The sequence below is a fragment of the Leptospira sarikeiensis genome, assembly GCF_004769615.1.
Lineage (GTDB): Bacteria > Spirochaetota > Leptospiria > Leptospirales > Leptospiraceae > Leptospira_B > Leptospira_B sarikeiensis.
Genome location: NZ_RQGF01000012.1, coordinates 527,280 through 536,496 on the forward strand (window position 1 = coordinate 527,280; position 9,217 = coordinate 536,496).

Consider the following 9,217-nt stretch of genomic DNA (forward strand, 5'->3'; position numbering starts at 1 on the left):
TTATGGAAACTACTGCAAAGAAGCATATAAAGAAATCACTTCTAAGCGAAGGTAAGGTTGTAAGCACCGCTATGGATAAAACCTTAGTGATGCTCGTGGAAGCACGTAAGACTCACCCTAAGTTCAAGAAGATCGTTCGTAGAACCGTTAAAATGAAGGTTCATGACGAAAAGAATGAATGCCAAGTAGGAGATAGAATTCTAGCGATTGAAACTCGCCCTCTATCCCGTGAAAAGCGTCACCGTCTATTTAAGATCGTAGAAAAGGCAAAGTAAGATGATCCAACAGGAAACCATCCTCCAAGTCGCCGATAACTCCGGAATAAAAAGAGTTATGTGTATCAAAGTCTTAGGAGGCTCTAAAAAACGTTATGCCTCTGTAGGAGACGAGATCATCGTCGCCGTTAAAGACGCACAACCTGCATACGGGTTGAAGGATTCCACGGGGAAGAAGGTCCATAACAAGGCCGTTCAACGCGCAGTTGTTGTTAGAACTAAAAAAGAAATCCGTCGTCCGGACGGTTCTTATATCCGTTTCGACGATAACGCTGTCGCAATTATCGACGATAAAGGGAACCCAAAAGGAACTCGTATCTTTGGGCCAGTCGCTCGCGAACTTCGCGATAAAAAATACGCTAAAATTATCTCCCTAGCGCCGGAGGTTCTATAATGTCCAAACTGACGTATCGGGGATCCGAATATACTAAGTTCAAATCCGTTCGCCTGCACAAAGATGACGAAGTAGTCGTGATCGCAGGAAAAGAGAAGGGAAAAAGAGGAAAGATCCTAGTTATCGATAAGAAACGGGATCGTGTAGTAGTCGAGGGCTTAAACAAACGTAAACGTTTCTTAAGACCTACCCAAGAGAACCCTCAAGGTGGAGTCGTGGAAGTAGAAGCACCAATGCATCTTTCCAACGTAATGTTTTACGATTCCAAAAAGAAGAAGGGAGTTCGTCTGGGCTACCAAGAGAATAAAGGTAAAAAAGTCCGTGTTTCTAAGCCGGACGGGAAAGAGATCTAAGTCATGGCAGCAGCTAGATTGAGAGATAAATACGGGAAAGAAATCGTTCCCGCTCTTCAGAAACAATATAACTTCAAGTCCATCATGCAAGTTCCTCGTTTAGAAAAAATCGTTCTGAACGTGGGAATGGGGGAAGCTCATACCAACCCTAAAGCATTGGAAGCAGCCGTGGAAGAACTCGCATTAATCACCGGTCAACGTCCGGTTAAGACCAAGGCAAAAAAATCCATCGCGGGATTTAAACTTCGCGAGGGTATGAGCCTTGGAACCACAGTTACCTTACGTGGAAACTATATGTATGAGTTTCTAGATCGTTTGGTGAACGTGGCTCTACCAAGGGTGCGTGACTTTAAAGGAGTTTCCGAGAAAGGTTTCGACGGACGCGGAAACTATAACTTCAGCATCAAAGAACAAATCATTTTCCCAGAGATCAAAGTGGATAAGATCAACACTCTCTACGGGATGAACTTGACCTTCGTAACGAACACCAAAGTGGACGCAGAAGCTTATAGCCTTCTTGCTGCTTTCGGTATGCCGTTCCGGAACCTGAGATAAGGAGCCCGTAATCATGGCTAAGACCTCTTTAATCGAAAGACATAAGAAAAAGAAAAAATTCAAAGTACGGGTTCACAACCGTTGCCCTCTCTGCGGACGCCCTCGCGGTTACCTAAGAAGATTTGACATGTGCAGAATTTGCTTCCGGAAGCTTGCTAGCCAAGCACAGATCCCGGGAGTAGTTAAGGCATCTTGGTAAGGGAGGAGGATATATAATATGAGTTTATCTGATCCAATTGGTGATATGCTGACCCGCATTCGTAACGCTGGTCGTGCGAAACATGAAAGTTGTGTAATTCCAGGAAGCAAGATCAAACGTTCTATCTTGGAATTATTGAAAGAAGAAGGATTTATCAACGGCTATGAGCCGGTGACCAACGGAAGTTTCGAAGATTTCAAAGTTGCTTTGAAATACGATGTAACCAAAAGACCTGTGATCCGCGAGTTAGTTCGTGTATCTAAACCTGGTCGTAGGGTTTACATGAAAAGCGAAGAGATCCGCCCATACAAAAACAATATGGGAACAATGATCCTTTCCACTTCCAAAGGAATTATGACCGGCAAAAAAGCTCGGAAATTACGCGTAGGAGGAGAGGTTATCTGTAAACTCTCTTAAGAGTGAAAGAGAACTGGTAAAGACCTATGTCCAGGATTGGAAAAGCAGAAATCAAACTTCCGGAGAAAGTGGAAGTAAAACAGGACAGCACTGTAATTAAAGTGAAAGGTCCTCTAGGTGAGTTACAAACTCCTATTTTTGCGGGAATCTCTCTGAAATCAGAGGGCGGGATCGTGAAATTAGAAAGATCCAGCGAAGAGCAGAACGTAGTAGCTCTTCACGGATTGACTCGCGCTCTTCTAATGAACAGCGTGAAAGGTGTAACCGCAGGTTGGGAAAAAAACCTGGAGATCACAGGGGTTGGTTATCGTGCTGCTAAGCGCGGTGAAGATCTAGTGATGAACCTTGGATATTCCCACGAGGTTGTTTATAAGGCTCCGAAAGGAATTAAGATCGAAGTTATCGAACAAGTGAAGATCAAAATTTCCGGGATCGACAAACAATTAGTCGGACAAGTTGCGGCGGATATCCGTTCTAAGAGACCTCCTGAGCCTTATAAAGGTAAAGGGATCAAGTACAACGACGAATTTATCAAGAGAAAGGCCGGAAAAACCGGTAAGAAGTAAGGCCATGATTAACAAACTGAAAAAAATCGCAGCCAAACGCAGAAGAGCAGAGCGTTCCAGATTCAAACTGAGACAATCAAGCTCTCGCCCAAGATTGGTATTTAATAAATCCAATCGTTATCTTTCCTGCCAGATCGTAGACGATGCTCAGGGAACTACTTTAGTGGCCGCTTCTACTCTAGAAGCTACTTTTGCAGGCAAAAGCCGCAAAGATGTAGAGGCTGCTAAGGCTTTGGGAAAAGCGATCGGAGAGAAAGCCGCTTCTAAAGGTGTGAAGGTAGTGATGCTGGATCGTTCCGGTATGATCTACCATGGAAGAATCGCGGCTTTCGCGGATGCAGCTAGAGCTGCAGGATTGGAGTTCTAATAATGGCGTACGAACAAGATCAAGAACAGAAAGAATTTAACGAGAAGGTCGTAAAGATCGATCGCGTTGCTAAGGTTGTGAAAGGTGGACGTCGCTTCTCCTTCAACGCTCTAACAGTAGTTGGAGATGCAAAAGGTAAAGTAGGGATCGGATTCGGTAAAGCGAACGAGGTTCCAGACGCGATCCGTAAATCAATCGAGTCTGCTAAGAAGAACTTGGTGAAAATCCAATTCAGAGGACATACGATCCCTCATGAAGTGATCGGAAAATTCAAGTCAGCAAGAGTGATCCTAAAACCGTCTACTGCGGGAACTGGGATCATCGCTGGAGGATCCGTTCGTTCCGTAGTGGAAAAAGTAGGGATCCAAGACATTCTTAGCAAGTCCTGGGGATCTTCGAATCCTGTAAACATCGTAAAGGCGACTTTGGATGCTCTTCAACAATTAGAGACTCCAGTGCTAGCGGCTCGTAAAAGAGGAATCACTCTAGCTCGTCTTTTCGGAAACGACGTAGGATAAAAACATGGAAACCGTAATCGTTACTCAAATCAAAAGTAGTATCGGAATTAAAAAAGGCCAGAAGCTAACTCTGGCTGCTTTGGGTCTGAGAAGAACCGGACAACAAAGAAAACATACTCTAACTCCGCAGGTGAAAGGAATGATCTATGACGTTCAACACCTGGTCCGAGTCGAAAAGGCGTAATTAGGTAAGGGAAATGAGTAAAGAAAGGATCAAGACTGCTCTCGCATTCGGAAAAGAACGCGAAGAAAAGGCAAACAAGCCGGCAGGGAATATTATCCCTGTTCCAGCAGGTTCTACTAAGAACAAAAAACGTTTAGGTCGTGGTATCGGTTCCAAAACCGGTAAAACGGGAGGACGTGGTTCTAAAGGACAGTATGCTCGTAATACTGTTCGTAGAGGTTTCGAGGGTGGACAGATGCCCATCCATAGAAGGCTTCCAAAACGCGGGTTTACTTCCATATTTCATAAGGATTTCTACGCAATCAACCTGAGAGACATAGAGAAAAGCGGGTTGACCGGCAACATAGATGCCAAAAATATGGTTGAATCGAAGATTCTTGATAAAGAGACCACTCTTTTCAAGATTTTGGGAACCGGTGAGATCACAAAAGCGGTTCATATCGTAGCGGATGGTTTTTCCGCTTCTGCCAAAGCAAAGATAGAGAAAGCAGGCGGTTCCGTAAAACTTCGTTCTGAATTAGCTTCTAAAGAAGCTTAATTTCGACGTCTTAGACGGTTCGACTGAAAACGAATCTATTATGTTTAGAAAAGGGACTTGGGGAAACCTGAAGTCCCTTTTGCCCGAATAGGGCAATGACCAGGAAATAAGGAAAAGAGAACAAAGCAATATGCTGACTTCGATCGCAAACATCTTCAAAATTCCAGAGTTAAGAAATAAGGTATTTTTTACCCTTGGAATGCTGTTACTCTTCCGTCTTGGGACTCATGTTACCATTCCTGGGATCGATCCTAAAGTAGTTTCTGCGATCGCTTTGGATGCAAACGCTTCCGAAGGTCTTGTAGGAATGTTCGATATGTTTGCTGGTGGAGCTCTTCTGAACTTCTCCATCTTTGCATTAGGGATCATGCCTTATATTTCTTCTTCCATCATCATGCAGCTCGTCATGGTTCTTGTCCCTGCATTACAAAAATTGCAAAAAGAGGGAGAAGAAGGTCGTAAGAAGATCAGCCAATACACTAAATACGGAACCATCCTTCTTTGTGGAGTTCAGTCTTTAGCAGTAATTCGTCTGGCTCAACGTTGGTCTTACGGAGCGGATAATTCTCCTGCTCTTCACCCAGGACTTATCCACTCTTCTGTAGAGTCTTGGTTCTTCTTTATCGCGCTATTATCTATTACTACCGGAACTGTTCTTTTGATCTGGTTAGGTGAACAGATCACTGAAAGAGGGATCGGAAACGGAATCTCTCTTTTGATCTTTGCAGGTATCGTTGGACGTCTTCCTGCATCTGTTGCTCAATTATTCCGCGAAAACTTCGTGGATGGTTTGAACATCATCATTCTTCTTTTATTATTCATTCTTTTGATCGCTTTAACTGTTCTTCTTACTCAAGGAGTCCGTAAGGTTCCTTTACAGTATGGAAAACAGATGGTTGGAAGAAAAATGGTCCAAGCTAAATCTCAAAGCATTCCTTTCAAAGTGAATGGTGCGAGCGTAATGCCGATCATTTTCGCTTCTTCTCTGTTATTGTTCCCACAAACGATCATTCAACAGATCTCCGAGTTGCCGAACTGGGCGGGTTGGGTCCTTCTATTAGATTATTTGAATCCTTTCTCTCAGACTTGGTATCACGCTGCATTCTACTTCTTCGTATATATCGCGCTGATCGTATTCTTTGCATACTTCTACACTGCGATCCAATTCAATCCTGGAGAACTTGCGGAGAATCTTCGTAAGTATAACGGATTCATTCCAGGGATCCGTCCAGGTTCTCATACTAAGGAATACATTGAGAAGGTCCTAAACAGGATCACTCTTCCTGGTGCGGTATTCCTTGCAGGTCTTGCACTTGCTCCTTATATCATTATTCGTTTCTTGAACTTAGGAACTAACTCCGGTGGTGGATCTTTGGTCTATACTTTCGGAGGAACTTCTCTACTTATCATGGTAGGGGTTGCATTAGAGACTTTGAAACAATTAGAGTCTCAATTGCTGATGAGAAACTATGATGGTTTCTTGAAAAAAACCAAGATCAAGGGCAGGTCCTAAGAGAATGAATTCAATCATTTTCATGGGCCCACCGGGTGCAGGTAAAGGCACTCAGGCAAAAATTCTTTGCGACAATTTGGGAATTCCTCAGATCTCCACTGGAGATATCCTGAGAGCCGCCGTGAAAAACGGAACTCAAATGGGATTGGAAGCAAAGAAGTATATGGATGCCGGAGATTTAGTTCCGGACTCCGTAGTAATCGGCATTATCAAAGATCGTTTAGTAGAACCTGATTGTAAGAACGGATTCCTTTTGGATGGATTTCCAAGAACCGTAGAACAAGCGGATGCATTGGATAAGATCCTAAACACCGAAGGTTTGAAGATCAAAAGAGCGATCAATTTGGAAGTTCCTGATGAGGAACTCCTACAACGTTTATTGAAACGTGCGGAAATCGAAGGTCGTTCCGACGACAACGAGACAACTATCAAGAGTCGGTTGGATACTTACAACAAGAAGACTCTTCCGTTACTGGACTACTACGCTGCTAAAGGTAATCTTTCCCGTGTAAACGGTGTTGGGAACCTGGATGTAGTTACAAAGCTCATCGAGAAGGAGTTAGCTTAACTTGGCAAAAGAAGATGCAATCACCGTGGACGGTACCGTTTTGGAACCTCTCCCAAACGCAATGTTCCGCGTTGAGCTGGAAAACGGGCATAAGGTTTTAGCCCATATTTCCGGTAAAATGAGAATGCATTATATCAGAATCCTCCCTGGCGACAAAGTCACCGTGGAACTTTCTCCTTACGATTTGACCAAGGGTAGAATTACCTACCGCAAAAAATAGGAACACGTTATGAAAGTAAGAACTTCCGTAAAAAAAATCTGCACTAGCTGCAAAGTTATCAGAAGAAAAGGTGTGATCCGTGTGATCTGCACCAACCCTAAACACAAGCAAAGGCAAGCATAATCATGGCTCGTATCGCAGGTATCGATCTTCCAAGGGAAAAAAGAATCGTTGTTGGTCTAACGTATATTTACGGAATCGGCCGATCCACTTCTCGCAAACTTCTCGCAAAAGCGGGAGTTGAAGAAGCAGTCAGAGTGAAAGATCTAACCGACACTCAAGAAGCTGCTCTCAGAAAAGCGATTGAAGAAAGTATCAAGGTAGAAGGAGATCTTCGCTCCGAAAACCAACTCAATATCAAACGATTAATGGATATCGGATGTTATAGAGGCCTGCGTCATAGAAGAGGTCTTCCTGTTCGTGGACAAAGAACCAGGACTAACGCTCGTACTCGTAAGGGTGTGAAGAAGACCGTTGCCAATAAGAAGAAGGTGACTAAGTAATCATGGCTGAAGATAAAAAAGGCAAAAAAGAGAAAAAGGTTAAGAAGAAGGAAAAAAAGGTCGTACCTCGCGGTAAGGTCTATATCACTGCTTCTTTTAACAATACCATCATCACTATCACTGACCTAGCTGGTAACACTCTGGCTTGGTCTACTGCAGGTGCGATGGGTTTCCGCGGTTCTAAAAAATCTACTCCGTATGCGGCTCAGATCGCTGCGGGAAATGCGGCTGAAAAGGCGATTGATTCCACTGGTTTAGCAGAAGTTGATGTTCTGGTTTCCGGCCCAGGGATCGGACGTGAGTCCGCTATCCGTTCTTTAGTTGCTAGAGGACTTTCCATTAAAATGATCAAGGACGTAACTCCTTTACCACATAACGGCTGTCGTCCCCGTAAGAGAAGAAGGGTTTAAGGTAGGAATAATATGGCAAGATATAGAGGACCTGTCGTTAAACTAATGAGGAGAGAGGGAGTTAACCTCTACCTCAAATCCAGTTTTACTTTCAATAGAGATAAGTTCCATAAAAAGGGACCTCCTGGTATGCAACCAAAAAGGAAGCCGAAAGTTTCCGAGTATGGTTCTCAGCTTCGTGAAAAGCAGAAGTTGAAAAGGGCATACGGGCTGTTAGAGAAACAATTCCGTAGCTTATACGAAGAAGCTTCTCATGCACACGGTGTAACCGGTGAGATCCTTCTCCAACTTCTTGAAAGAAGATTGGATAATGTTGTATATCGTTTAGGATTCGCAGTAACCAGACGCCAAGCAAGAAACTTCATCGCTCATAACCATATCCTGGTGAATGGCGAGAAAGTGGATATTCCTTCTTTCCGTTTGAAAGTAGGCGATAAGATCGAGATTAAACCTAAATTCAGAACTTCCGGTTTTATTACCCAGAATATTCAATTGGCTCAATCTCTAAATAATATTCCTTCTTGGGTGTCTTCCGATTTCATCCAGTTCTCGGGAGAAATTCTGTCTTTGCCAGAGCGTCATCATGTCGACATTCCGGTAAAAGAGCAGGTGATCGTGGAGTTGTACTCCAAGTAATTTTATTGGGAAGGGTTTCCAAGTGTCTCTAAAAAGTTTACTCAAAGGATTTAAACGTCCCAAAAAGATCGAATTTACTACGGAAGCGAACACTCCGAACTACGGAAAATTCGTAGCGGAACCTTTCGAGCGCGGTTTTGCGACCACGATCGGAAACTCTCTTCGTAGAACTCTCATGTCTTCCATCGAAGGAGCGGCTATTTCCGCTATTCGTATCGAAGGAGTGAATCATGAGTTCTCCTATATCGAAGGAGTCGCAGAAGACGTTACTCGTATCATTCTAAACCTCAAACAAGTTCGTATTAAATACGAGCCTGAGGACAAAGATCAAAGTAAAGTGATCCACTTAGAATTGAAAGGCGCTGGATATTTCAGAGCAGGTGATCTCGCTGTAGATTCTTCTATCGAGATCATGAATCCTGATCTTCATATCGCGACTTTGAACGAAGATGCTAACCTTGTATTGGATCTTGAGATCCAAAGAGGAAGAGGATACGTTCCTGCAGAAGATAAGAAAAAGGATATCGAAGTTCTTGGAACTATCCCGATAGACTCTATCTTCTCTCCGGTTCAAAAAGTGATCTTCGAGATTTCCGAGACCCGTGTGGCTCAGAGATCCGATTACGAAAAACTTACTTTGGAAGTTTGGACCGACGGATCCATTTCTCCGGAAGATGCGGTTGCACAAGCTGCAAAAATCCTGAAAGAGCACCTCACTGTATTCATCAACTTCGAAGAAGAATTAGAGGAAGAAGAAGACGAACTAGACGAAGCAGACGAAAAGTTAAAAGCTTCTCTTTCCAAACATGTGGAAGAGTTGGAACTTTCTGTTCGCTCTTTGAACGTTCTTCGTAGTTTGGAAATCGACTTCGTAGGAGATCTAGTAAAAAGATCCGAAGAAGAGATGTCCAAATCTAAACATTATAGCGAGCAAGGTCTCGCAGAACTGAAGTCTAAACTTGCTGGTTTGGGACTTTCGTTCGGAATGAGAGATTTCTAAT

Annotated in this window: 19 protein-coding genes; all 19 read left to right on the forward strand. The window is 43.4% G+C overall.

Annotated elements, in window-relative coordinates:
• Positions 1-2: 2 nt before the first annotated feature.
• The 19 genes from rpsQ (at position 3) to EHQ64_RS07040 (ending at position 9,216) form a co-directional block, all read left to right on the forward strand.
• Positions 3-275 carry a 30S ribosomal protein S17 gene (rpsQ, locus tag EHQ64_RS06950; protein WP_135648750.1) on the forward strand — a complete coding sequence of 91 codons (273 nt, stop codon included), beginning with the start codon at positions 3-5 and terminating at the stop codon, positions 273-275.
• Position 276: 1 nt separating this feature from the next.
• Positions 277-669 (forward strand): 50S ribosomal protein L14, encoded by a 393-nt coding sequence (gene rplN, locus EHQ64_RS06955; protein ID WP_008596038.1) that lies wholly within the window; start codon positions 277-279, stop codon positions 667-669.
• Positions 669-1,022, forward strand: a complete 354-nt coding sequence (gene rplX / locus EHQ64_RS06960; RefSeq protein WP_135648751.1) for a 50S ribosomal protein L24 — start codon at positions 669-671, stop codon at positions 1,020-1,022. Before rplN ends, rplX begins: the two co-directional genes overlap by 1 nt.
• Before the next feature lie 3 nt (positions 1,023-1,025).
• Positions 1,026-1,577, forward strand: coding sequence for a 50S ribosomal protein L5 (gene rplE / locus EHQ64_RS06965; protein WP_008594895.1), 552 nt, complete (start codon positions 1,026-1,028; stop codon positions 1,575-1,577).
• A gap of 13 nt (positions 1,578-1,590) precedes the next feature.
• Positions 1,591-1,776 (forward strand): type Z 30S ribosomal protein S14, encoded by a 186-nt coding sequence (locus EHQ64_RS06970; protein ID WP_010513640.1) that lies wholly within the window; start codon positions 1,591-1,593, stop codon positions 1,774-1,776.
• An 18-nt stretch (positions 1,777-1,794) separates the two neighbouring features.
• Positions 1,795-2,193: a 30S ribosomal protein S8 gene (rpsH, locus tag EHQ64_RS06975; RefSeq protein WP_135648752.1), complete on the forward strand. Its 399-nt coding sequence runs from the start codon at positions 1,795-1,797 to the stop codon at positions 2,191-2,193.
• 26 nt (positions 2,194-2,219) lie between these two features.
• Positions 2,220-2,759, forward strand: a complete 540-nt coding sequence (gene rplF / locus EHQ64_RS06980; RefSeq protein WP_135648753.1) for a 50S ribosomal protein L6 — start codon at positions 2,220-2,222, stop codon at positions 2,757-2,759.
• Positions 2,760-2,763: 4 nt separating this feature from the next.
• Positions 2,764-3,126 (forward strand): 50S ribosomal protein L18, encoded by a 363-nt coding sequence (rplR, locus tag EHQ64_RS06985; RefSeq protein ID WP_135648754.1) that lies wholly within the window; start codon positions 2,764-2,766, stop codon positions 3,124-3,126.
• Between the two features lie 2 nt (positions 3,127-3,128).
• Positions 3,129-3,644: a 30S ribosomal protein S5 gene (gene rpsE / locus EHQ64_RS06990; RefSeq protein ID WP_020770439.1), complete on the forward strand. Its 516-nt coding sequence runs from the start codon at positions 3,129-3,131 to the stop codon at positions 3,642-3,644.
• 4 nt (positions 3,645-3,648) lie between these two features.
• The gene (rpmD, locus tag EHQ64_RS06995; protein ID WP_135648755.1) at positions 3,649-3,828 is read left to right on the forward strand and encodes a 50S ribosomal protein L30; all 180 of its coding nucleotides are present in this window, start codon (positions 3,649-3,651) and stop codon (positions 3,826-3,828) included.
• Between the two features lie 13 nt (positions 3,829-3,841).
• Positions 3,842-4,366, forward strand: coding sequence for a 50S ribosomal protein L15 (gene rplO, locus EHQ64_RS07000; RefSeq protein WP_135648756.1), 525 nt, complete (start codon positions 3,842-3,844; stop codon positions 4,364-4,366).
• A 130-nt stretch (positions 4,367-4,496) separates the two neighbouring features.
• Positions 4,497-5,879 carry a preprotein translocase subunit SecY gene (secY, locus tag EHQ64_RS07005; protein WP_135648757.1) on the forward strand — a complete coding sequence of 461 codons (1,383 nt, stop codon included), beginning with the start codon at positions 4,497-4,499 and terminating at the stop codon, positions 5,877-5,879.
• A 4-nt stretch (positions 5,880-5,883) separates the two neighbouring features.
• Positions 5,884-6,447, forward strand: a complete 564-nt coding sequence (locus tag EHQ64_RS07010; RefSeq protein ID WP_135648758.1) for an adenylate kinase — start codon at positions 5,884-5,886, stop codon at positions 6,445-6,447.
• 1 nt (position 6,448) lies between these two features.
• Complete coding sequence (infA, locus tag EHQ64_RS07015) at positions 6,449-6,667, forward strand: translation initiation factor IF-1 (RefSeq protein ID WP_008595303.1); 219 nt, start codon at positions 6,449-6,451, stop codon at positions 6,665-6,667.
• Positions 6,668-6,676: 9 nt separating this feature from the next.
• Positions 6,677-6,790, forward strand: a complete 114-nt coding sequence (gene rpmJ / locus EHQ64_RS07020; protein WP_008594142.1) for a 50S ribosomal protein L36 — start codon at positions 6,677-6,679, stop codon at positions 6,788-6,790.
• Positions 6,791-6,792: 2 nt separating this feature from the next.
• A complete protein-coding gene (gene rpsM, locus EHQ64_RS07025) occupies positions 6,793-7,170 on the forward strand; it encodes a 30S ribosomal protein S13 (RefSeq protein WP_135648759.1) in 378 nt (125 codons plus the stop codon).
• A gap of 2 nt (positions 7,171-7,172) precedes the next feature.
• Positions 7,173-7,580, forward strand: a complete 408-nt coding sequence (rpsK, locus tag EHQ64_RS07030; RefSeq protein WP_016547062.1) for a 30S ribosomal protein S11 — start codon at positions 7,173-7,175, stop codon at positions 7,578-7,580.
• A gap of 12 nt (positions 7,581-7,592) precedes the next feature.
• Entirely contained in the window at positions 7,593-8,216 is a 624-nt protein-coding gene (rpsD, locus tag EHQ64_RS07035; RefSeq protein ID WP_020770429.1) for a 30S ribosomal protein S4, read from the forward strand.
• Positions 8,217-8,238: 22 nt separating this feature from the next.
• Positions 8,239-9,216: a DNA-directed RNA polymerase subunit alpha gene (locus tag EHQ64_RS07040; RefSeq protein ID WP_135585953.1), complete on the forward strand. Its 978-nt coding sequence runs from the start codon at positions 8,239-8,241 to the stop codon at positions 9,214-9,216.
• Position 9,217: the final 1 nt, after the last annotated feature.

What these genes read in the sequence shown, in the direction of transcription:
- rpsQ (WP_135648750.1), top strand. Translation starts at nt 3, where the DNA reads ATGGAAACTACTGCAAAGAAGCATATAAAGAAATCACTTCTAAGCGAA.
- rplN (WP_008596038.1), top strand. Translation starts at nt 277, where the DNA reads ATGATCCAACAGGAAACCATCCTCCAAGTCGCCGATAACTCCGGAATA.
- rplX (WP_135648751.1), top strand. Translation starts at nt 669, where the DNA reads ATGTCCAAACTGACGTATCGGGGATCCGAATATACTAAGTTCAAATCC.
- rplE (WP_008594895.1), top strand. Translation starts at nt 1,026, where the DNA reads ATGGCAGCAGCTAGATTGAGAGATAAATACGGGAAAGAAATCGTTCCC.
- EHQ64_RS06970 (WP_010513640.1), top strand. Translation starts at nt 1,591, where the DNA reads ATGGCTAAGACCTCTTTAATCGAAAGACATAAGAAAAAGAAAAAATTC.
- rpsH (WP_135648752.1), top strand. Translation starts at nt 1,795, where the DNA reads ATGAGTTTATCTGATCCAATTGGTGATATGCTGACCCGCATTCGTAAC.
- rplF (WP_135648753.1), top strand. Translation starts at nt 2,220, where the DNA reads ATGTCCAGGATTGGAAAAGCAGAAATCAAACTTCCGGAGAAAGTGGAA.
- rplR (WP_135648754.1), top strand. Translation starts at nt 2,764, where the DNA reads ATGATTAACAAACTGAAAAAAATCGCAGCCAAACGCAGAAGAGCAGAG.
- rpsE (WP_020770439.1), top strand. Translation starts at nt 3,129, where the DNA reads ATGGCGTACGAACAAGATCAAGAACAGAAAGAATTTAACGAGAAGGTC.
- rpmD (WP_135648755.1), top strand. Translation starts at nt 3,649, where the DNA reads ATGGAAACCGTAATCGTTACTCAAATCAAAAGTAGTATCGGAATTAAA.
- rplO (WP_135648756.1), top strand. Translation starts at nt 3,842, where the DNA reads ATGAGTAAAGAAAGGATCAAGACTGCTCTCGCATTCGGAAAAGAACGC.
- secY (WP_135648757.1), top strand. Translation starts at nt 4,497, where the DNA reads ATGCTGACTTCGATCGCAAACATCTTCAAAATTCCAGAGTTAAGAAAT.
- EHQ64_RS07010 (WP_135648758.1), top strand. Translation starts at nt 5,884, where the DNA reads ATGAATTCAATCATTTTCATGGGCCCACCGGGTGCAGGTAAAGGCACT.
- rpmJ (WP_008594142.1), top strand. Translation starts at nt 6,677, where the DNA reads ATGAAAGTAAGAACTTCCGTAAAAAAAATCTGCACTAGCTGCAAAGTT.
- rpsM (WP_135648759.1), top strand. Translation starts at nt 6,793, where the DNA reads ATGGCTCGTATCGCAGGTATCGATCTTCCAAGGGAAAAAAGAATCGTT.
- rpsK (WP_016547062.1), top strand. Translation starts at nt 7,173, where the DNA reads ATGGCTGAAGATAAAAAAGGCAAAAAAGAGAAAAAGGTTAAGAAGAAG.
- rpsD (WP_020770429.1), top strand. Translation starts at nt 7,593, where the DNA reads ATGGCAAGATATAGAGGACCTGTCGTTAAACTAATGAGGAGAGAGGGA.